Consider the following 21498-nt stretch of genomic DNA (forward strand, 5'->3'; position numbering starts at 1 on the left):
TCGTTTGGGCTTTTCACCAGCTTAAGGCAGAAAAATGACAGTTAAAACGCGGTTTGCTCCCAGCCCCACCGGTTTCCTCCATGTCGGTGGCGCACGCACGGCTTTGTACTCCTGGCTTTACGCCCGTCATCACCAGGGCGAGTTCGTCCTGCGCATCGAAGACACCGATCTGGAGCGTTCCACCCAGGAGGCCATCGACGCCATTCTCGAGGGCATGAACTGGCTGGGCCTGGGCTGGGACGAGGGTCCCTACTATCAGACCCGGCGTTTTGACCGTTACAACGAGCTGATCGACCGGCTGCTGGCCGAAGGCAAGGCTTACAAGTGCTACTGCTCCAGGGAGCGGCTGGAAGCCCTGCGCGAGCAGCAGATGGCCAACGGTGAAAAGCCCCGCTACGACGGTACCTGTCGCCATGGTGGGCATGAGCATCCCGCCGGCACGCCCCATGTGATCCGTTTCAAGAACCCGACCGACGGCGCCGTGGTGTTCGAGGACCACGTGCGCGGCCATATCGAGATCGCCAACCGGGAGATGGACGACCTGATCATCCGCCGCACCGACGGTGCGCCCACCTACAACTTCTGCGTGGTGGTGGACGACTGGGACATGGCCATCACCCATGTGGTGCGTGGCGAGGATCACATCAACAACACCCCCCGCCAGATCAACATCTACCATGCCCTGGGCGCGCCCGTGCCCGAGTTCGCCCATGTGTCCATGATCCTGGGCGACGACGGCGCCAAGCTGTCCAAGCGCCACGGCGCCGTCAGCGTGATGCAGTACCGGGACGACGGCTACCTGCCCCAGGCCCTGCTCAACTATCTGGTGCGGCTGGGCTGGTCCAACGGCGACCAGGAGATTTTCTCCCTGGAGGAGATGGTGTCCCTGTTCTCCCTCGACGCCATCAGCAAGTCGGCTTCCGCCTTCAATACCGACAAGCTGTTGTGGCTGAACCAGCACTACATCAAGACCCTGCCGGCCGAGGAAGTGGCAGGCCACCTGGAATGGCATATGCGCGATCAGGGCATCGACTTCGGTCGGGGCCCGGCTCTGGCCGAGGTGGTGAGCCTGTACGCCGAACGCTGCCAGACCCTGAAGGAGCTGGCGGCCCAGAGCCGCTACCTGTTCGAGGATTTTTCCGCCTTCGAGGAGGGCGCGGCCAAGAAGCACCTGCGTCCGGTGGCGGCCGAGCCCCTGGCCCTGGCCCGCACCAGGCTGGCGGAGCTGGCCGACTGGCGGGCCGGCGCCATCCACGAGGCAGTCAACGCCGTCGCCGCCGAGCTGGAGCTGGGCATGGGCAAGGTGGGCATGCCGCTGCGGGTGGCGGTCACCGGCGTGGGCCAGTCGCCGGCCATCGACGGCGTTATGGCGCTGCTCGGCAAGGACAGGGTACTGGCGCGTATCGACATGGCCCTGGCCTTTATCGCCGAACGGGCCCAAGGATAAAACAGCTCAAAGCCTTAAGTTGTAAGCCAGAAGAAAAACAAACGGCGCCTTGAGACGGCGCCGTATTTTATTACGCTTCCGGCTTCCGGCTTCCGGCTTCCGGCTTCCGGCTTCCGGCTTCCGGCTTCCGGCTTCCGGCTTCCATCGCTTAAAAAATGACTGGTTGAACGGCTTTTTTTATTTTGTGGTTGACACTAAAGTGCCCCCTGCCTATTATGCGCCTCGCTCGCAGGGACAAGGTCCCCGAGAGACTTAAGCGGGGCTATAGCTCAGCTGGGAGAGCGCTTGCATGGCATGCAAGAGGTCGGCGGTTCGATCCCGCCTAGCTCCACCAAGATTTCTTGGTAACCCCTTAAGTCATTTCTGCCAAATGGGGCTATAGCTCAGCTGGGAGAGCGCTTGCATGGCATGCAAGAGGTCGGCGGTTCGATCCCGCCTAGCTCCACCAAATTTGGTCGGTGGTTACAGTGGAAATGAATGAGGTCGGCGACAAAGGTTGCCCCGTTCGATTCCGCCTAGCTCCACCAGGCGGCAGAAAAACACCAGTAAAACAGCATTGTTTTGGGGCTATAGCTCAGCTGGGAGAGCGCTTGCATGGCATGCAAGAGGTCGGCGGTTCGATCCCGCCTAGCTCCACCAAAACAATCTGACCCGAATTCGGGGCTATAGCTCAGCTGGGAGAGCGCTTGCATGGCATGCAAGAGGTCGGCGGTTCGATCCCGCCTAGCTCCACCATATTTAGTCGGTGGTTAGAGTGCATTGAACGAGGTCGGCGACAAAGGTTGCCCCGTTAGATCCCGCCTGGCTCCACCAAACAGAAAGCCGCTGCAGAGATGCAGCGGCTTTTTGCTTTTCCGTGGTTCCTCCGCCTCTGGCCTTTTTTGCCGCCGCCACGCACAATGGAAAAAACTCAAACGAGGCTGGTTTTATGGAGGCGTTCGCCGATATCTTTGCCCGGGCCTGCGCCCGCCACGGCGGCGAGGCCGCGCTCCGGCAGCGTATCGCCACCCCGCGCTGCACCCCCGACCAACTGGCGGCCATTCCCGACGACCGCTGGCTGTCTTCCTTCACCATGAGCCTGTTCCAGTCCGGCTTCGTCTGGGAGGTGATCCGCCAGAAGTGGCCCGATTTCGAGCGGGCCTTTTTCGGCTTCGCGCCGGAGAAGATGCTGCTGCTCGACGAGCATCACCTGGAACGGCTCAACAACGACGCCGCCATAGTGCGCCATGCGAAGAAAATTGCCGCCGTGCCGGTCAATGCCCGCATGGTGCTGGAACTGGGGAAGCCCCACGGCGGCTTCGGCGCCTTCGTGGCCAACTGGCCCGAGGCGGACCGGGTGGGACTCTGGCAGGAGATCAAACGCCATGGTCGCTTGCTGGGCGGCAATATCGCCGCCTATGGCCTGCGCCGTCTGGGGGTGGACACCTTTATCTTTACCCCCGACGTCACCGCCTACCTGATCAACCACCGGGTGGTCGACGCAGGGTTAGGCAGTCGCAAGGGCATGCAGCAGGCCCAGGCGGCCTTCAACGAGTGGCGCCGCCAGAGCGGGTTCGGCTTCGGCGAGATCAGCAAGACCCTGGCCTGCTCCCTCGGTTAGGGCTCCAGGTAGGGGGTCAGGAAGGCGTGCACCTGGCGGGCGATCAGCGGCTGGGCCTCGGCGGTGGGGTGGATGCCGTCGTCCATCATCATGCCGTGCTCATTGAGCAGCGGGGCCACGAAGAAGGGCAGCAGCGGCAGTTCGTGCCGTTTGGCCAGCTTGTCGAAGATGCCCTCGAACTGCTCCAGGTAGCGGCGGCCGTAGTTGGGGGGCAGGCGAATTTCGGTCAGCACCACCCGGGCGCCGGCCCGGTCGGCGAGCGCTATCATGGTGTCGAGGTTGCGCTCGATAAGCGGGGGCGGCAGCCCGCGCAGGCCGTCGTTGCCGCCCAGCTCCAGCACCACCAGGCTGGGCTGGTGGCGTTCCAGCAGGGGCGGCAGCCGTTGCAGGCCGCCCTGGGTGGTATCGCCGCTGACGCTGGCGTTTACCACTTCCACATTGCGCCCCTCCCGGCGCCATTGCTCGGCCAGCAGCCGGGGCCAGGCCTGGTCGGCATTCATCCGGTAACCGGCGCTCAGGCTGTCGCCGAGGATCAGAACGGTGTTAGCATGGGCGACGGATGACACCAACAGCAGTATCGTCAAAAGGATACGAGGCATGACAACTTCTCCGATCATCAGGGTGGCCGGCCTGACCCACAGGGTCGGTCTGGGCGACACATCACTGACCATCCTTCAGGGGATAGGGCTGGAAGTCAAGCCCGGGCAGAGCCTGGCCCTGGTGGGGGCGTCCGGCTCCGGCAAGTCCACCCTGCTCGGGCTGCTGGCCGGCCTGGACATCGCCAGCGAGGGCGACATCGAGATCCGCGGCCAGTCCCTGGCCGCCCTGGACGAAGAGCAGCGGGCCTTGCTCAGGGCACGGCATATCGGTTTCGTGTTTCAGTCCTTCCTGCTGCTGCCCACCCTCACCGCCCTGGAAAACGTCATGCTGCCCGCCGAGCTGCAGGGCCGCAGCCAGTGCCGGGAACGGGCGTTGCAGCTGCTGGCACAGGTCGGACTGGCCGAGCGGGTGCGCCACTTTCCCAGCCAGCTGTCCGGCGGCGAGCAGCAGCGGGTGGCCATCGCCCGCGCCTTTATGACCGAGCCGGACATACTGCTGGCGGACGAGCCCACCGGCAACCTGGATCACCATACCGGTGCCCAGATCATCGAGCTGCTGTTCCGCCTGAACCGGGAGCACGGCACCACCCTGGTGATCGTCACCCACGACGAGGCCCTGGCCGGCCGTTGCGAGCGGCGCCTGCTGATGAGTGCCGGTCGCCTGGAGGAGCAGCATGCAGAGTCTTAGCTGGCGCCTGATCTGGCGCGAGGCGGGGCGGGGGCCGCTCCGGCTGTTTGTGCTGGCCCTGGCCCTGTGCGTGGCCAGCATTCTCAGCGTGAGCCTGGTGGCGGACCGCCTCAACAGCGCGCTCAAGGTGTCGGGGCGGGACTATATCGCCGCCGATCGTATCCTTACCGGCAGCCGGGCGGCCCGGGAAGACTGGCTGCGGGAGGCGGAAGGGCGGGGACTGGGAGTGTCCCGTACCCAGTCGTTCCAGAGTGTGCTGTTTGCCAACGACGAGCTGCAATTGGCCAGCGTCCGGGCGGTGGACGACGCCTTTCCGTTTTACGGTGAACTCCAGTTGAGCCCCGCCGGCCGGGTACGGCCGGGCACCATCTGGCTGTCCGCCCGCCTCCTGGCGCTGCTACAACTGCAACCAGGCGACAAGGTCGAACTCGGCAATATCGAGCTCGAGGTGGCGGGAGAACTGGTGAAGGAGCCGGACGAGGGCTTCTCGCCCTTCCTGCTGGCGCCGCGCGCGCTGATCCACCTGGACGACGTGGCCGCCACCGGCATCTTTATGGAGGGCAGCCGGGCCCGTTACCGCTACCTGTTCCGGGGCGATGAGGCCGGGCTGCAGGCCTATGCCGACTGGCTGCGGCCGCAGCTGCAGCAGGGCCAGCGCTGGCGCGGCCCGGACGACGCCGATACCCCGGTGGCCCGCTCCATCGGCCGGGCCGAGCAGTTCTTCCGGCTGGCGTCGCTCACCGGGGTGCTGCTCGGCATCCTGGCCATGGCCATCGCCCTCGGCTATTTCTCCCGCCGGGAGCAGGATCGCATCGCCCTGCTCAAGACCCTGGGCGCGGGGCGCCGGCAACTGCTGGCCTGGCTCGGCCGGCTGCTGGCCGGTCTGCTGCTGCTGGGGGCCGGCCTGGGTGCCCTGACGGGCTACGGCCTGCACAAGCTTATCCTGCTGAGCCTGGGGGAGGTGCTCGACATCCCGCTGCCGCCGCCGTCCATCATGCCCTTCGCGGTGGCGGCGGGGCTGGCGCTGCTCACCACCCTGATGCTGTCGGTGGTGCCCCTGCTGCGGCTGTTGCGGGTGCCGCCCCTGCGGGTGCTGCGCAATGAGGCCGAGGCCCGCATCTCTCCGTGGTGGAGCGCCGGCATACTGCTGGCGGGCACCTTCGGTCTGAGCTGGCTGTTCGCCGGCAGCCCGGGGCTGGCGGTGGGGCTGCTGCTGGGGCTGGTGGCCCTGGGAGGGCTGCTCGGCGGCCTGTGCTGGCTGCTGCTGGCCCTGGCCCGCCGCAGCGGCGGCGGCATCGCCTTCCGGCTGGCGGTCAGCCGGCTGCAACGGGCGCGGCTGGCGACCCTGGTGCAGTTCGGCGGCGTGGCCCTGGCGCTCTTTCTCGGCACCCTGCTGTGGGTGGTGCGCGGCGAGCTGGTGGACGGTTTTCTGGCCCGGCTGCCGCCGGATACCCCCAACCGCTTCCTGATCAATATCGCCACCGAGGAGCGGGAGCCCATCCGGGCGCGGCTGTACCAGGCCGGGCTGGATACTTCCCTGTTCTACCCCATAGTGCGCGGCCGTCTGACCGAGATCAACGGTGTCCCGGCGGCGCCGGATGTGGACAGCGAGCGGGGTGGCGGGCTGGGACGGGAGCTCAATCTGACCTTTGGCGAGCAGTTGCCCGAGGGCAACCGCCTCCTGCGCGGCCAGTGGTCGGCCGCCCCCGGCGGGGTGTCGGTGGAGTCGGGCCTGGCCGAACGGTTGGCGCTGTCGATTGGCGACCGGCTGACCCTGGATCTGGCCGGCCAGCAGGTGTCGGCCGAGGTACGCAACATCCGCCAGGTGGACTGGGACAGCATGAAGCCCAACTTTTATCTTATCTTCAGCCCCGACGTGCTGGCGGATTACCCGGCCACCTGGCTGGCGAGTTTTTACCTGCCGCCGGAACAGCGGGCCCTGGAGGTGGAGCTGATCCGTGCCTTCCCCACCATCACGGTGTTCGATGTGGAGGCCCTGCTCGATCAACTGCGCCAGGTGCTGGCCCAGGTCAGCCAGGCCTTGCTGGTGATCATGGCGCTGGTGACCGGCGCCAGCCTGCTGGTGCTGCTGGCCCAGGTGGAGACCACCCTGGAAAGCCGCCGGCGGGAGCTGGTGCTGCTGCGCACCCTGGGCGCCGGCGAGCGGCTGATCACGGCCTCGCTGCGCTGGGAATGGCTGGCGGCGGGGTTGGCGGCGGGGCTGGCGGCGGCGCTGGCGGTGGAGCTGTGCGTGGCGGTGCTCTTGCCCTGGTGGCTGGACTTGCCCTGGCAGCCCCACCCCCGTATCTGGTTCGGCCTGCCGCTGCTGGGGGCGGTCCTGCTGCTGCTTACCGGCCGTGCCGGCGGCATAGTGCGCGGCCCCCTGGGCGAGCGCCTGCGCCAGCTGGCCCAGGGGCTGGGTTAGCCGCTGGACTCCGCTACCGGGACCTGCGAGGCCAGCAGGGCACCGGCCTGCTCCGCTTCCAGTGGCCGGCCCAGGTGGTAGCCCTGGGCCTGGTCGCAGCCCATCTGCCGTAGCAGGGCGAGCTGGCTGGCGTGCTCCACCCCCTCGGCGATGGTCTGCAGCCCCAGGTTGCGGGCCAGGCTGATGATGGCGCCGACAATGGCCCTGTCTTCCTCGTCGTCCAGCAGATCCCGGACGAAGCCCTGATCGATCTTCAGCCGGGCCAGGCGGAAGCGCTTCAGGTAGCTGAGCGACGAGTAGCCGGTACCGAAGTCGTCCAGCGCCAGTTGCAGCCCCAGCCGGTGCAGCTGCCCCATCACCTCCACCGCCCGCTCGGGGTTGTCCATCATCACGCTTTCGGTCAGCTCCAGCTCCAGCAGGGCGGGGGGGAGGCCACTGTCCGCCAGTTGGGCCTGGATCCGCTCGCACAGGCCGGGGTGATGGAATTGCACCGCCGAGACATTGACGCCCACCCGTACCACGGGCAGACCCTGCCGCCGCCAGCTGGCCTGCTGCTGCAGGGCGCTGGCCAGCACCCATTCACCCAAGGGCACGATAAAGCCGTTTTTCTCCGCCAGGGGGATGAACTCCGCCGGCGACACCATGCCGAGCTCGGGATGCTGCCAGCGCAGCAGGGCCTCGAAACCGATCAGGCGCCCTTCGTCCAGGCTGAACTGGGGCTGGTACAGCAGCCGCAGCTGTTGCCGCTCCATGGCCTGGCGCAGGCCGTTCTCCAGCAACAGCATGCGGCTGTAGCGGCGCTGCATCTCGGCGGTAAAGAAGCGGTAGCCGTTGCGCCCCGCCTCCTTGGCCTGGTACATGGCGATGTCGGCGTGGTGGTACAGTTCGTTGAAGTTCAGCCCGTCATCGGGATAGAGGGCGATGCCGAGTGAAACCGACAGCCGGATATCGTGTTTGCTGATACGAAAGGGCTCCGTCATCACCGTCAGCAGCCGTTGGGCGAAGTGGACGGCGCCGTCGGCATCGGTCAGCGGCAACACCAGGATGAACTCGTCGCCGCCGAAGCGGGAAATGGTGTCCTCTTCCCGGCAGAACTGCCGGAGGCGCTCCGCCACCTGAACCAGCAGCTTGTCGCCGACCTTGTGGCCGAGGGAGTCGTTGATGCTCTTGAACCTGTCCAGATCCAGGAACAGCAGGGCCAGGGAACCCTGCTCGCGCCGGGCCATCTGGATCGCCTGGCGGGTGCGGTCGACCAGCAGGCTGCGGTTGGGCAGGCCGGTGAGGGGATCGAAGTGGGCGAGGAAGTGGATCTGCTCCTTGTCCTTGATCTGCTCGGTGATGTCGATATGGGTACCCACGGTGAGCGGCCCCGGCTTGCCCTGGGGATCCCGCAGGGTCCTGCCCCGGGACAGTATCCATACCCAGCCGCCGTTGGCGTGGCGCATGCGGAACTGGCTTTGATACAGGCTGTCGTCGGCACGGGCCAGATGGTCGGCGAAGGCCTGCCTGGCCTCTACCCTGTCATCCGGGTGCAGTAACGCCTCCCATGCCGGCAGCAGTGCGTTGCCATGGCGTTGTTCGTAGTCGTGCTTGTCGAGGCCCAGCATGGAGAAATATTCCTTGCTGCAGTGCAGTTCGCCACTGCGGCTGTCGTATTCCCAGGCGCCGGTGTTGGAGGCGGTGATCAGCGACTGCTGGCGGGCCAGGTTGGCCTCGAGCTGGTTTCTGGCCGCGGAGATCTCCCGGGTGCGGGCCGCCACTTCCTGCTCCAGCCGGCTGGCCTGCCAGCGGGTTTTCGCCAGCAGGTACACCAGAAAGGCCAGCATCAGGCTGAATACCAGGGCGGCCAGCAGGTGCCGGGCCAGGCTCTGGGTATCGCGCCAGCCCCCCGGCAGGGCCAGGCTGAGCTGCCAGTGACCGTTGGGCAGGCGCAGGGACTCGGTCATGGCATCATCGGGCAGGGGAAGGGCTGAACCGGCGATGATCTGGCGGTGCATGCTGCCCGTGGCGGTGGCGAGCTGGCGCCAGAGTTCGAAGGCGTAGCCCCGTTGCTCCAGCGCCTGCAGATCGGTATCGGCCAGCAGGTCCGGCAGCAGTATCACCACGCTGACGAAGCCCCAAAAGTCGTCGCTTGCGTCGTCCATAAATACCGGCAGTCGGCCGATCAGCCCGACACCGCCCTGGGCCAGCTCGACCGGCCCGGTCAGGGTCAGGCGGCGCGAGTCCCGGGCCAGTTCCGCCTCCGGTCCCTGGAGCGGGTGGGTCAACTGGTTGAGCCCGAGCGACCCCTCGTTGCCGGCCAGCGGATAGGTGTGGCGGATGATGCCGTCCGGCGACAGCGCCAGGGCCTTGACCTGGGGGTAGTAGGGCAGCAGTTGCCCGGCCACCGCGTCGAAATTCCGGATCTCGCCCCCGCCCTGCTTGACCAGGGCGGCCAGGGCATAGGCCGAGGACAGGTTTCGCTCCAGCTGCACCTGCAGGCTGTTGATATGGAAGCGGGCGATATCGATGGCGGCGAGCTTCTGCTGGTTCGCCTCCTGGCTGGAGTGCCGCCAGACCAGGCTCGAGCCGAGCAGCAGGCTGAACAGAAAGGTCAGTACGACCAGCGCGAGGGCGGCATTGGGCAGGCGGCTCCGGGGTGGGGGCATCTCTCTTCCTTTAATGCTCGGGTGTTCAGGCGTTGCGCTTGCCACCCAGGGTTTCTTTCAGGGCCTTGTCCAGGGTGGGATAACGAAAATGAAACCCCGCCTGTTGCAATCGCACCGGCATCACCCTTTGCCCGGTCAGCAGCAGCTCCGCCATTTCGCCGAACAGCAGCCGCATTGCCCAGGCCGGAACACGGGCGAAATGGGGCTTGCCCAGCACCCGGGCCAGGGTGCGGCTGAACAGCTCGTTGGTGACCGGCTCGGGGGCGGTGGCGTTGAAGGCGCCGCTGCATTCCTCGTGCTCCAGCAGGAACAGGAGCAGGTTCACCACATCCTCGATATGGATCCAGGACAGATACTGCTTGCCGGAGCCGATGGGGCCGCCGAGTCCCAACCGGTAGCTGGGCAGCATCTTTCGCAAGGCGCCGCCCTCGGCGCCCAGCACCACGCCCAGGCGGATCAGGCAGACCCGGGTCTGCTCGCTGGCAGCGGCCATGGCCAGTTCTTCCCAGCGGGCGCACACCTCGTGGCTGAACTCGGGATGGGGATGGGAGTCTTCGTCCACCAGGGCGTCTCCCTGGCGGCCGTAATAGCCCACCGCCGAGCCGCTGATCAGCACCCGTGGAGGGCGGCTGCCGGCCTTGAGCTTGTCCACCAGTTGCCGGGTGATCTGCCAGCGACTCTGGCAGATGATGTCCTTCTGGGCCGGGCTCCAGCGCTTGTCGGCGATGGGTTCGCCGGCCAGGTTGATCACCGCGTCGAAGGCGTCGAGGTTGTCCAGCTCCTGCAGCGAGGCCAGGGCCTCGACATCGTGGCCCAGGCGCTGGTACACCTTGTTGGGTGAGCGGCTCAACACGGTGATCTGGTGGTGTGTCCGCAGGTGGCTCATCAGGCGATGACCGATAAAGCCGGTTCCGCCGGTGATCAATATCTTCATGGTCCTGCTCCTTGCGCCCGTGACGATGTGGCTCTCAGGGATAGTATCCCATCAGGATAACAGAGACTTAAGGATATTCCCCACGACTTCTGCCGGGGAAGAGACTCGGGGGATAAGGGGGCGGGCAGCGAGGAAAATACCCGGGGTTATCCACACAAACTGTGAGTAAGTCTGTAGATTACCCCGGGGATAGCCGCTAGTTTCTTGATATTAAAACAAAAAACGGAACGGGCAGGGATCCGGCAGGATCAGGACAGGGCCGCGATGGCCGCCTCGTAGCCGGGCTCCTCGGTCAGCTCGGCCACGCGCTCGGCGTGCACCACCTGGCCCTGCTCGTCGATGCACACCACGGCACGGGCGGACAGGCCGCGCAGGGCGCCGTCGCTCAGGGCCACGCCATAGGCCTTCAGGAACTCGGGGTGACGGAAGGCGGAGGCCACCTGCACGTTCTCGATGCCTTCGGCGGCGCAGAAGCGGCTGGCGGCAAAGGGCAGATCCATGGACACGCACAGCACCTTGGTGTTGGCCAGGGTGGCGGCTTTCTCGTTGAACTTGCGCACGCTGGTGGCGCAGACGCCGGTATCGATGCTGGGGAAGATGTTGAGCAGCAGCTTCTGGCCCTTGAAGTCGGCCAGGCGGATATCGGTGAGATCGGCACCGGTCAGGATGAAGTCGGGAGCGGCCTGGCCGGCCTGGGGGAACTGGCCGGACACGGCCACGGGATTGCCCTGGAAGGTCACTGCGGACATGGTTTTTCTCCTTCTGTGAAAGTTAAGGCTAAGTTACCAGTTTTCACGATAAGGAAAAGGTTTTTATTTTTGCTGGACTCGCCGGCACGGACAAATGAAAACGCCGCCCGGGGAGGGCGGCGTGAAGAGCGGTTTAGCCGTGGGCCTTGGCCGCCTGCTGGGCCGCCTGGATGGCGGTGAGGGCGATGGTGTAGACGATGTCGTCGACCAGGGCGCCCCGGGACAGGTCGTTCACCGGCTTGCGCATGCCCTGCAGCATGGGGCCGATGGACACCAGTTCGGCCGAGCGCTGTACCGCCTTGTAGGTGGTGTTGCCGGTGTTCAGATCCGGGAAGATGAACACCGTCGCCTTGCCCGCCACCGGCGAGTTGGGGGCCTTGGACTTGGCCACGTTCTCCATGATGGCGGCGTCGTACTGCAGCGGGCCGTCGATCACCAGATCCGGGCGCTTCTCCTTGGCGATGCGGGTGGCCTCGCGCACCTTGTCCACGTCGGCGCCGGTACCGGAGGTGCCGGTGGAGTAGGAGATCATCGCCACCCGTGGCTCTATGCCGAAGGCCTGGGCCGACTCGGCGGACTGGATGGCGATCTCCGCCAGCTGTTCGGCGGTGGGATCCGGGTTGATGGCACAGTCGCCGTACACCAGCACCTGATCCGGCAGCAGCATAAAGAACACCGAGGACACCAGCGAGCTGCCGGGGGCGGTCTTGATGATCTGCAACGGCGGGCGGATGGTGTTGGCGGTGGTGTGGATGGCGCCGGACACCAGGCCGTCCACCTCGTTGCGCTCCAGCATCATGGTGCCCAGCACCACGTTGTCCTCGAGCTGCTCCTGGGCCACCACCTCGGTGATGCCCTTGGACTTGCGCAGCTCCACCAGGCGCTCCACATAGTTGCCGCGTACCTGCACCGGATCCACGATTTCCACCTTTTCATCCAGCACCACGCCCTGCTGGGCGGCCACCCGCATGATGGCGTCGTGGTTGCCGAGCAGCACCGGCCGGGCAATGCCCCGCTCGGCGCAGATGGCGGCGGCCTTGATGGTGCGCGGCTCCTCGCCTTCCGGCAGCACGATGCGCTTGGCGGCGCGGCGGGCCAGCTCGGTGAGCTGGTAGCGGAAGGCGGGCGGGCTCAGGCGGCGGCTGCGGGCCGACTTGGCGCTGAGCGATTCGATCCAGTGCTTGTCGATATGGCCGGCCACGTAGTCCTGCACCAGCTCGATCCGGCCGAGATCGTCCACCGGTATCTCCAGGTTGAAGTGCTGCAGGCTGACCGCGGTCTGCCAGGTGTTGGTATTGACCATCAGGATCGGCAGCCCGGTTTCGATGGCGCGCTGGCACAGGGCCATGATCTGCGGCTCGGGATGGTAGCTGCCGGTGAGCAGCAGGGCGCCGATCTTGACCCCGTTCATGGCCGCCAGGCAGACCGAAACGATGACGTCGGAACGGTCGCCGGAGGCCACCAGCAGGCTGCCCGGACGGAAGTGTTCCACCATGTTGTGGATGGCGCGGGCGCAGAAGGTCACGCTCTGCAGCCGGCGGCTGTTCAGCTCGCCCTCGTGGATGACGACGGCGTTGAGGTGGCGGGCCAGGTCCACCGCCCGCGGCGCCACCAGCGGGGTGTTCCAGGGAATGCAGCCGAGGATGCGCAGCGGGGTCTTGCCGAACACCTGCAGCACCTCCAGGTTGGGGGACACCTCGCCCTTGGTGTGGGGATTGAACATCTCGGTGAGATCGGGGCGGGTGTTGCCCTGCTCATCGACCGGTGCACCCACCTTGTTGATGATGCAGCCGACGATGCGCTTGTTGACCACGCCGCCGAAGTTGGCACAGGCCAGCTCCAGCCGCTCTTTCAACTGCTGGCTGCTGTCGCTGCCGGGCTGGGTGATGAACACCATGTCCGCGTCCAGCGCCTTGGCCACGTCGTAGTTGATACGGTTGGCGAAGGGTTGCTTGTCGGTGGGGATCAGGCCCTCGACCACCACCACCTCGGCGCCGCTGTCCTTCACGTGCTTTTCATAGCGGGCGACGATTTCTTCCAGCAGCACGTCCAGGTTGCCGGCGGAGATCATGCTCTCGGCGTAGCTCAGGGCGAAGGGCTCCGGCGGCGTGAGGTTGGAGGCGTTGGCGATCACCGCGGTGGAATGATCCTGCCCCTTGCGCCGGGAGCGCGGCTGGGACACCGGCTTGAAGAAGCTGATATTGACCCCGTTGCGCTCCATGGCGCGCACCATGCCGAGGCTGACCGAGGTCGCGCCGACACCGCTGCTGACGGGAATGAGCATTATGGTTCTGGCCATGATATCCCCTTACTGTTGACGGCTGAGGGCCAGGGCGTCCTGGGCGATCACCCATTCCTCGTTGGTCGGCAACACCCAGGCGGGGGTGCTGCCCTCGGCGGTGATGCGGCCGGCCTTGCCGAAACGGGCAGCCAGGTTGGCGTCCGCGTCCAGTTTGAAGCCGAGCAGCCCCAGGTAGGACAGGGTCAGTTCCCGCACCAGGGCGGAGTTTTCGCCGATGCCGCCGGTGAAGACGATGCCGTCCAGGCGGCCGTCGAGGGCACAGGTATAGCCGGCGATGTACTTGGCCAGGCGATAGCAGAAGATATCCAGGGCCCGCTTGGCTTCCGGCAGGCTGTGGTAGTTGTCTTCGGCGAAGCGGCAGTCGCTGGTGTTCTCGGTCAGGCCCAGCAGGCCGGACTCCTTGGTCAGCAGGGTGTTGATGCGGTCGGTGCTGTAGCCCAGCACGTCGTGCAGGTGGAAGATGATGGCCGGGTCGATATCGCCGCTGCGGGTGCCCATCACCAGCCCCTCGAGCGGGGTCAGGCCCATGGAGGTGTCCACCGACTCGCCGTTCTTGATGGCGCAGACCGAGGCGCCGTTGCCCAGGTGGCAACTGATGATGTTCAGCTCGGATACCGGCTTGTCCAGCAGGCGGGCGCTTTCCTGGGCGATGAAATAGTGGCTGGTGCCGTGCATGCCGTAGCGGCGGATGCCGTGTTCCCGGTACAGCCGGTAGGGAATGGCGTAGAGGTAGGCCTGCTCGGGCATGGTCTGGTGGAAGGCGGTGTCGAACACCGCCACCTGGGGCAGGGCGGGGAAGGACTTGCGCGCCGAGGCGATGCCCACCAGGTGGGCCGGATTGTGCAGGGGGGCCAGGCTGGCGCAGTCTTCGATGCCCTTGATCACCGTCTCGTCGATCAGCACCGAATGGGTAAACTGTTCGCCGCCGTGCACCACCCGGTGGCCCACGGCCACCAGGCCCTGCAGCAGCTCGGGGTTGGGGTTGAGCAGGCTCGTTACGATAAAGTCCAGGGCCTGCTGGTGGGCGGCACCGGCGCCCAGCTCGGCGTTGCCCTTTTCGCCGTCGAGTTTCCACTTGATGCGGGCTTCGGGCAGGTAGAAACACTCGGCCAGGCCGGAGAGGCGTTCATCGCCGGTTTCGGCGTCGAGGATGGCGAATTTGAGCGAGGAGCTGCCGCAGTTGAGGACGAGTACCAGCTTGCTAGTCATGTATGGAACCTTTTCGTCAGGGGTTACGAAAATCTTGCTGTCCGGAGGCGATTTCCGGGCAATAAATGTCGGTTAAACTCTATCCTTAAGGTTAGACGCATTCCCAAGCGGGAATAACGCCGTTACCATCCCTGACGGTACCGGGGGTACCGGTAATTTTTAGGGGGCGATAATACCCTGTTTTTGTCATAAAATAACAGAATATTAGAGCGGTTTTTTGATCTGCATTGATGAACTGTAACTTACCAACAAAATGGCGCTGTCGGCCCCGGGAGGTATCATGGGCGTTTTCACCACTACCCTGCATAGAGGCAAGGCCTATCTGGGGATCTGGCCCAGGGAGCGGCGGCTGGCGCCTTTGTTTCCGGAATACCGGGTGATCGCCGCCACCAGCGTGGGCATGCGTACCATGCCGGCGCTGGTGACCCTGAGCCTGCTGCTCCAGTTCCAGTTCGGCGCGCCCCAGTACTGGCCCAGCGTGGTGGCCTCGGTGATGTTTCTGGCCAGCCTGCCGCTGCAGGGGCTGTACTGGCTCGGCAAACGGGCCGATACCCTGTTGCCGCCGGCCCTGGTCAACTGGTACTGGCAATTGCATGAGAAGATCGCCGCCGCCGGCATCCCGGTCAAGGAGCCGGTATCCCGCCCCCGCTACTACGAGCTGGGGGAAACCCTCAACCTGGCCTTCAAACAGCTGGACAAGTCCTTTATCAACGATATTTAAGCCGGCTACAGCCCCAGCACCAGGATAACGGCCAGCAGCGACACCAGGGCGGCGAAGCCGTAGCAGAGCACCTTGCCCATGACCCCCAGGTTCAGCCGCAGATCGTGGGTGCCGTGGTGGAGGCGGTGCATGGCGTGCCACAGGGGCAGTATGATGGAGCCCAGGATGAACAGGGCGCCGATCCAACCGGTGGCGAAGCCGTAAACGCGCTCGAAGGCCAGGTATTCCGGACTCAGCAGCCGCAGCGGCACCAGTACGCCCACCAGCAGCACGGTAATGGGGGTGATCATGGCGAACCAGCTGCCGCCGGCGCCGAACAGGCTCCACCAGATGGGCTCTTCCGAGCGGCGGGGATGGGGATGGATGGGTTTCATATCGACTCCTAAGTCGTTGTCCTAATCAGGCCACATCGACCGTGTGCTGCACACAGACACGCCGTAAACCCATCCCTGGGGGCTCCGCCGCGCCATCCCTGGCGCGAAGGGTCTGCTTAGCAGCACCCGGTCGCTGCCGATAATGAATTTACTTTTAAGAAGCGGTATTTAGCTTAAAAACCACAGCAGGCAGAACAGGCTGATGGCGGCGGTCAGCGCCCATTGCGCCGCCGCCACCTTCACCGCCGGCAGCCGTTCGCCCCTGATCTTCACCGGCATCACCTGGGGCATCATCAGAAAGAAGGTGGCGGCGTGGAACAGGCTGCCGGCCAGGGCCAGCAGATTCAGCACTATCACCAGGGGGCTGGCCATAAAGGCCAGCCAGCCTGCCCAGGCTTCGGGGCCCCGGCCCAGGCTCCACAGCCCGGCCAGCAGGCAGAGGCTGAAGAAGGTCAGCGGCAGCACTGTGGCTTCCCGCAGCATGTAGAAGCGGTAAGGTCGCTTCTTGAGCCACCAGTCGGCCTTCATCTCCCGGATATAGGGTTTGCGGACACTCATGGTTTTCCCCTCAGTTGCGACGCAGGGCGGCCAGCAGGTAGCTGACGCCCGAGTCTATCTTGCTCTGGTTGACGGCGGCGGCCGGGTCCACCTCCTTCGGGCAGACCTCGGAGCAGTAACCGACGAAGGTGCAGCCCCAGGCGCCGTCGTCGCCGTTGATAAGCGTCATCCGCTCGTGTTTGCCTCGATCCCGGCTGTCCAGGTTGTAGCGGCGGGCCAGGGTGATGGCGGCCGGTCCCAGGAAGCGGGGGTTGAGTCCCACCTGGGGACAGGCGGCGTAACACAGGCCGCAGTTGATGCATTGGGAGAAACCGTGGTAGGTGTCCATCTGCGCCGGGGTCTGGGTATTGGGCCCCTGTTCGACGGTTCTGTCGTTGCCGATGATATAGGGCTTGATGGCTTCGATCCGCTCCACAAAGGGGGCCAGATCCACCACCAGATCCTTTTCGATGGGGTAGTTCTCCAGCGGCTCGATGCGCAATTCGTCGTAGTCCCGCAGGAAAGTCTTGCAGCCGAGTTTGGGCACGCCGTTGACCATAAAGCCGCAGGAGCCGCAGATGGCCATGCGGCAGGACCAGCGGTAGGTCAGGCTGGGGTCTATCTGGTCCTTGATATGGTTGAGAGCGTCCAGCACCGAAGTGGTGTCGTTCCAGGGGATGTCGTAGCGCTGCAGGCGGGGTTCGTCGTCCCGCTCCGGATCGTAGCGCAGTATCTGCACGGTTTTCAGCTGGCTCATCAGGCTTTCTCCCCTTGTTCCGCTTCGGCGCCATAAACCCGTCTGGCCGGCCGCGAGCGGGTGATGCGGACCTCGCTGTAGCCGATGTCGGGCGCGCCGTCGGCCCGGTAGTGGGCCAGGGTATGTTTGAGGTAGCGCTCGTCGTCCCGCTCCCGGCAGCCTTCGTCCAGCCGCTGGTGGGCGCCGCGGGATTCCTTGCGCCGGATGGCGCTGTGGGCCATGGCCTCGGCCACGTCCAGGCAGTAGCCGAGCTCGATGGCGCCGATCAGATCGGTGTTGAACACCCGGCCCGGGTCCCGGATGGCGATATGGCGGTAGCGCGCCTTCAGCTCGGCAATCTTGTCGATGGTGGCCTGCATCAGATCTTCCCGGCGGTAGATGCCGCAGCCTTCCTCCATGGTCCGGCCCAGCTCGTCGCGGATGTCGGCCCAGCTCTGATCCCCCTGCTGTTGCCTGAGCGCCTCGACTCCCTGCTGCACCCGGCCCGCCTCGGCGGCGATGGCCGCCTCGTCGAAGGGGCGCTTCTCCGCCGCCAGCCGGGCCGCCGCTTCCCCGGTCTGGCGGCCGAACACCAGCAGCTCGGCCAGCGAGTTGGAGCCCAGCCGGTTGGCGCCGTGGAGCCCGCTGGAGGCGCATTCGCCCACCGCGAACAGGCCCCGGATCCGGGTCTGGCTCTCTTTGTCCACCTCGATGCCGCCCATGGTGTAGTGGGCGGTGGGGCGGATGGGGATGGGCTCCTTCACCGGATCTACGTTGACATAGGCCTTGGCCAGTTCGCAGATAAAGGGCAGCCGTTCTTTCAGTTTTTTCTCGCCCAGATGGCGCAGATCCAGATGCACCACCTCGCCCAGGGGGTGGGGGATGGTGTTGCCCTTTTGCAGCTCGTGCCAGAAGGCCTGGGATACCTTGTCCCGCGGGCCCAGTTCCATGTACTTGTTTTTCGGCTCGCCGAGCGGGGTTTCCGGGCCCAGGCCGTAGTCCTGCAGGTAACGGTAGCCGTGGCGGTTGAGCAGGATGCCGCCCTCGCCCCGGCAGCCCTCGGTCATCAGTATGCCGGAGCCGGGCAGGCCGGTGGGGTGGTACTGCACGAACTCCATGTCGCGCAGGGGCACGCCATGGCGGTAGGCCATGGCCATGCCGTCGCCGGTGACGATGCCGCCGTTGGTGTTGTAGCGGAACACCCGGGCGGCGCCGCCGGTGGCCAGGATCACCGCCCGGGCGCGGATCAGCACCAGCTCCCCTTCGGCCAGGTGCAGCGCCACCAGACCCTGCACCCGCCCCTCGGCCACCACCAGGTCGAGCACGAAGAACTCGTCGAAGCGCTTGATCTGCGGGTACTTTATCGAAGTTTGGAACAGGGTGTGCAGCAGGTGGAAGCCGGTCTTGTCGGCGGCGAACCAGGTGCGCTCGGTTTTCATGCCGCCGAAGCGGCGCACGTTGACACTGCCGTCCTCCTTGCGGCTCCAGGGACAACCCCAAAGTTCCATCTGGGTCATTTCCCGCGGGCATTCGGCCACGAAGCGCTCGACCACGTCCTGCTCGCACAGCCAGTCGCCGCCGGAAACGGTGTCGTCGAAGTGTTGGGCGAGGCTGTCTTCGTCCTTGATCACGGCGGCCGCGCCGCCTTCCGCCGCCACCGTGTGGGAGCGCATGGGGTAGACCTTGGACAGCAGGGCAATACACAGTGAGGGATCCGCCTCGGCGGCGGCGATGGCGGCCCTGAGGCCGGCGCCGCCGGCGCCGACCACGGCGATATCGAGGGTCAGGGTTTGCACAGGTCTCTCCTGTAGCTGGGAGTTACTGTGCACCACTTTAGTAGTAATTGCTCGAGGCCGCCTTGATATGCGTCATAAAGCGGGAGTAAAAAGGGCCTTGAATGAGGCCCTTTCGATTATTTGCCGGTGCTGATCCCGAGCAGTCGGTACAGCGGGCAGAAGTTGATCAGGCCGGTGGCCAGCGGAATGAGGCCTATCCAGCCCCAGGGGGTCTGGGGTCCCACAAAGACCAGGGCGATCAGCACCAGGCCGAGCAGGATGCGCAACGCCTTGTCCACACTGCCTATGTTCTTCACCATGTCGTTCTCTCCGTCGGGGATGGTGCTGCCAGTATGGCACCGGTAACGCCCTGGCTCAGTGACAAAGTCACAACAGCCGTCGCAGGGCATCGGCATTGAGCAACCGGATATGGCCGCGGGACAGGCTCAGCCAGCCCTGACGGGAGAAATGGCTGAGCCGGCGCGACACCACTTCACGGGCGGAGCCGATGCGCTGGGCCAGCTGCTCGTGGGTGACGGCGAGCTCGTCGTGGCCTGGCGCCAGCAGGGCGCGGGCCAGCCGGCTGTCGATGGAGTCGAAGGCGATGCTCTCAATCTGGGCCATGAGGGCGGCCAGCCGTTCCCCCAGGCTGGCGAACACCAACCGGCGAAAGGACGGCGACTGTTCCAGGGCCCGGTTGAACTCGGCTTCGGGCAACAGCAGCAGGCGGCAGGGGCGGGTAGTGGCGGCGGTGGCGGGAAAGGGGCTGTTGCCGAACAGGCAGGAGGTAGTGAGTACACAGCTGTCGCCCGGGTTCAGTCGGTACAGCTCCACGTCCCGGCCCTGTCGACCGAGCAGGCTGACGGCTACCTGTCCGGACAGTACCCAGATAAACCCCTGGCAGGCCTGGCCCGGGGACATCAGCTGCTGGCCGGCGGGCAGCTCCAACTGATGGCAGTATTGCCGCAAATCGGCCAGGGGGGCGGGCAGGGGGGTCATGGGGGTCTCCTTAAACCGGACGAGGGAAGGACCATGGTAGTCCGGGCGGGCTCCGGACGGAATCTCTCTCGCCAGGATGGAGCCGGTCTTCTATGGCGTCATCCGGTTACGTTTTGGCTTATCCGTCTTTATCGTTTGTTGATTTCGGTTGATTGTGTGGCTATGGATTCAAAGGGTGGCTTTTAGTGCCCTGGATCAATATTTCCTTACCCCCTTGGGGGTAGCATGACGCCATGCCCCGAGCCGACCGCTCCGGGCCCGCCAATTTAGAATAACGTCGAGGCCGGACATGAACGACATGATCCCCATTCGTATCGAAGAAGACCTGCTGGGTACCCTGGCGGTGGACAACCACCATTACTACGGCATCCATACCCAGCGGGCGCTGGACAATTTCCGCCTGAGCAGCCAGAAAATTTCCGATTTTCCCGATCTGGTGCGTGGCATGGTGCTGACCAAAAAGGCGGCGGCCCTGGCCAACGGCGAACTGGGCACCATAGAGCCGCGCATTGCCGACCGGATAGTGGACGCCTGCGACCTGATGCTGAGCACCGGCAAGGGTTTCGATCAGTTTCCCGTCGACGTCTTCCAGGGCGGGGCGGGCACTTCGGTCAACATGAACACCAACGAGGTGCTGGCCAATATCGCCCTGGAGCTGATGGGGCTGCCCAAGGGGCGCTACGACGTGGTCAACCCCAACGATCACGTCAACAAGTGCCAGTCCACCAACGACGCCTATCCCACCGGGTTCCGGGTGGCCCTGTTCAACAGCTGCGAACACCTGTTGACGGCCCTGGCGCGGCTGATCGAGGCGTTCGAGGCCAAGGCGGCGGAGTTTGCGGACATCCTCAAGATGGGACGCACCCAGTTGCAGGACGCGGTGCCCATGAGCCTGGGTCAGGAATTCCATGCCTTCGCCGTCACCCTGCGCGAGGAAGTGAAAAGCATCCGCCTGTGCCGGGAGCTGCTGCTGGAGGTCAACCTGGGGGCCACCGCCATCGGCACCGGGCTCAACACCCCGCCGGAATATTCCCGCCTGGCCATCGCCAAACTGGCGGAGATCACCGGCCAGGCCTATGTGCCGGCGGAAGACTTGATTGAAGCTACTTCCGACTGCGGCGCCTACGTGATGCTGCACAGCGCCTTCAAACGGCTGGCGGTGAAGCTGTCGAAGATCTGCAACGATCTGCGGCTGCTGTCCTCCGGTCCCCGCGCCGGGCTCAACGAGATCAACCTGCCCGAGCTGCAGGCGGGTTCCTCCATCATGCCGGCCAAGGTCAACCCGGTGATCCCGGAGGTGGTCAACCAGGCCGCCTTCAAGGTGATCGGCAACGACGTCACCGTCACCCTGGCCGCCGAGGGCGGCCAGCTGCAGCTGAACGTGATGGAGCCGGTGATCGCCCAGGCCATGTTCGAATCCCTCAACCTGATGGAGAAGGCCTGTGTGGCCCTGCGCGACAAGTGCGTGACCGGCATTACCGCCAACCCCGAGGTGTGCCGGGACTATGTGCTCAACTCCATCGGCATCGTCACCTACCTCAATCCCTATATCGGCCATCACGAGGGCGACATCGTCGGCAAGATTTGCGCCAGAACCGGCAAGAGCGTGCGCGAAGTGGTGCTGGAGCGGGGCCTGCTCACTCCCGCTCAGCTCGACGAGATCCTGTCCATCGACAACCTGATGCGTCCCCAATACCGGGCCAGGCGCTACGTGCGGGCCCAGGACTAACCTGAAGCGACGGGCTCAAGACGGAG

At 65.3% G+C, this 21498-nt stretch carries 18 protein-coding genes and 4 tRNA genes; 10 read left to right on the top strand and 12 right to left on the bottom strand.

What is annotated here, in order from left to right; genetic code table 11:
• Positions 1 to 34 precede the first annotated feature (34 nt).
• From gltX to AN401_RS03895, 6 genes are all read left to right on the top strand, one after another.
• The gene (gene gltX, locus AN401_RS03870; protein ID WP_096778583.1) at positions 35 to 1447 is read left to right on the top strand and encodes a glutamate--tRNA ligase; all 1413 of its coding nucleotides are present in this window, start codon (positions 35 to 37) and stop codon (positions 1445 to 1447) included.
• Positions 1448 to 1705: 258 nt separating this feature from the next.
• Positions 1706 to 1781, top strand: a tRNA-Ala gene (locus AN401_RS03875).
• 38 nt (positions 1782 to 1819) lie between these two features.
• Positions 1820 to 1895 (top strand) — tRNA-Ala (locus AN401_RS03880).
• A 115-nt stretch (positions 1896 to 2010) separates the two neighbouring features.
• Positions 2011 to 2086 (top strand) — tRNA-Ala (locus AN401_RS03885).
• A 20-nt stretch (positions 2087 to 2106) separates the two neighbouring features.
• Positions 2107 to 2182, top strand: a tRNA-Ala gene (locus AN401_RS03890).
• Positions 2183 to 2375: 193 nt separating this feature from the next.
• The gene (locus AN401_RS03895; RefSeq protein WP_096778584.1) at positions 2376 to 3047 is read left to right on the top strand and encodes a DNA-3-methyladenine glycosylase I; all 672 of its coding nucleotides are present in this window, start codon (positions 2376 to 2378) and stop codon (positions 3045 to 3047) included.
• Here AN401_RS03895 and AN401_RS03900 read toward each other — a convergent pair.
• The gene (locus AN401_RS03900) at positions 3044 to 3646 is read right to left on the bottom strand and encodes an arylesterase (protein WP_094041169.1); all 603 of its coding nucleotides are present in this window, start codon (positions 3644 to 3646) and stop codon (positions 3044 to 3046) included. The genes AN401_RS03895 and AN401_RS03900 overlap by 4 nt on opposite strands.
• Between AN401_RS03900 and AN401_RS03905 the strand changes: the two genes are divergently transcribed.
• Together AN401_RS03905 and AN401_RS03910 are read left to right on the top strand one after the other, a co-directional pair.
• A complete protein-coding gene (locus AN401_RS03905; protein WP_094041168.1) occupies positions 3645 to 4334 on the top strand; it encodes an ABC transporter ATP-binding protein in 690 nt (229 codons plus the stop codon). The genes AN401_RS03900 and AN401_RS03905 overlap by 2 nt on opposite strands.
• On the top strand, positions 4321 to 6759 hold the full coding sequence (locus AN401_RS03910; protein ID WP_096778585.1) for an ABC transporter permease: 2439 nt from the start codon (positions 4321 to 4323) through the stop codon (positions 6757 to 6759). The genes AN401_RS03905 and AN401_RS03910 overlap by 14 nt, the downstream gene beginning before the upstream one ends.
• Here the strand turns inward: AN401_RS03910 and AN401_RS03915 are convergent.
• From AN401_RS03915 to AN401_RS03935, 5 genes are all read right to left on the bottom strand, one after another.
• Positions 6756 to 9407 (bottom strand): bifunctional diguanylate cyclase/phosphodiesterase, encoded by a 2652-nt coding sequence (locus tag AN401_RS03915; protein ID WP_096778586.1) that lies wholly within the window; start codon positions 9405 to 9407, stop codon positions 6756 to 6758. The genes AN401_RS03910 and AN401_RS03915 overlap by 4 nt on opposite strands.
• Before the next feature lie 25 nt (positions 9408 to 9432).
• Positions 9433 to 10341, bottom strand: a complete 909-nt coding sequence (locus AN401_RS03920; RefSeq protein ID WP_096778587.1) for a TIGR01777 family oxidoreductase — start codon at positions 10339 to 10341, stop codon at positions 9433 to 9435.
• Positions 10342 to 10589: 248 nt separating this feature from the next.
• Positions 10590 to 11090 carry a thiol peroxidase gene (gene tpx / locus AN401_RS03925; RefSeq protein ID WP_094040740.1) on the bottom strand — a complete coding sequence of 167 codons (501 nt, stop codon included), beginning with the start codon at positions 11088 to 11090 and terminating at the stop codon, positions 10590 to 10592.
• A gap of 133 nt (positions 11091 to 11223) precedes the next feature.
• Complete coding sequence (pta, locus tag AN401_RS03930; RefSeq protein WP_094040739.1) at positions 11224 to 13389, bottom strand: phosphate acetyltransferase; 2166 nt, start codon at positions 13387 to 13389, stop codon at positions 11224 to 11226.
• Between the two features lie 9 nt (positions 13390 to 13398).
• Positions 13399 to 14601, bottom strand: a complete 1203-nt coding sequence (locus AN401_RS03935) for an acetate kinase (protein WP_094040738.1) — start codon at positions 14599 to 14601, stop codon at positions 13399 to 13401.
• A gap of 280 nt (positions 14602 to 14881) precedes the next feature.
• On the opposite strand from AN401_RS03935, the gene yfbV reads away from it, so the two are divergent.
• Positions 14882 to 15322, top strand: a complete 441-nt coding sequence (gene yfbV, locus AN401_RS03940; RefSeq protein ID WP_094040737.1) for a terminus macrodomain insulation protein YfbV — start codon at positions 14882 to 14884, stop codon at positions 15320 to 15322.
• 5 nt (positions 15323 to 15327) lie between these two features.
• Here the strand turns inward: yfbV and frdD are convergent, their stop codons facing one another.
• From frdD to AN401_RS03970, 6 genes are all read right to left on the bottom strand, one after another.
• Positions 15328 to 15696 (bottom strand): fumarate reductase subunit FrdD, encoded by a 369-nt coding sequence (frdD, locus tag AN401_RS03945; RefSeq protein ID WP_096778588.1) that lies wholly within the window; start codon positions 15694 to 15696, stop codon positions 15328 to 15330.
• A gap of 168 nt (positions 15697 to 15864) precedes the next feature.
• Positions 15865 to 16254 carry a fumarate reductase subunit FrdC gene (gene frdC / locus AN401_RS03950; protein ID WP_096778589.1) on the bottom strand — a complete coding sequence of 130 codons (390 nt, stop codon included), beginning with the start codon at positions 16252 to 16254 and terminating at the stop codon, positions 15865 to 15867.
• A gap of 10 nt (positions 16255 to 16264) precedes the next feature.
• Entirely contained in the window at positions 16265 to 16990 is a 726-nt protein-coding gene (locus tag AN401_RS03955; RefSeq protein WP_096778590.1) for a succinate dehydrogenase/fumarate reductase iron-sulfur subunit, read from the bottom strand.
• Positions 16990 to 18765, bottom strand: coding sequence for a fumarate reductase (quinol) flavoprotein subunit (gene frdA, locus AN401_RS03960; protein WP_096778591.1), 1776 nt, complete (start codon positions 18763 to 18765; stop codon positions 16990 to 16992). Before frdA ends, AN401_RS03955 begins: the two co-directional genes overlap by 1 nt.
• A gap of 116 nt (positions 18766 to 18881) precedes the next feature.
• Positions 18882 to 19064 (bottom strand): YgaP family membrane protein, encoded by a 183-nt coding sequence (locus AN401_RS03965; RefSeq protein WP_094040732.1) that lies wholly within the window; start codon positions 19062 to 19064, stop codon positions 18882 to 18884.
• Between the two features lie 67 nt (positions 19065 to 19131).
• Complete coding sequence (locus AN401_RS03970; RefSeq protein ID WP_096778592.1) at positions 19132 to 19743, bottom strand: Crp/Fnr family transcriptional regulator; 612 nt, start codon at positions 19741 to 19743, stop codon at positions 19132 to 19134.
• A 289-nt stretch (positions 19744 to 20032) separates the two neighbouring features.
• Between AN401_RS03970 and aspA the strand changes: the two genes are divergently transcribed.
• Complete coding sequence (gene aspA / locus AN401_RS03975) at positions 20033 to 21472, top strand: aspartate ammonia-lyase (protein ID WP_094040730.1); 1440 nt, start codon at positions 20033 to 20035, stop codon at positions 21470 to 21472.
• Positions 21473 to 21498 lie beyond the last annotated feature (26 nt).

The sequence above is a fragment of the Zobellella denitrificans genome (genome assembly GCF_002407485.1).
Taxonomy (GTDB): domain Bacteria; phylum Pseudomonadota; class Gammaproteobacteria; order Enterobacterales; family Aeromonadaceae; genus Oceanimonas; species Oceanimonas denitrificans.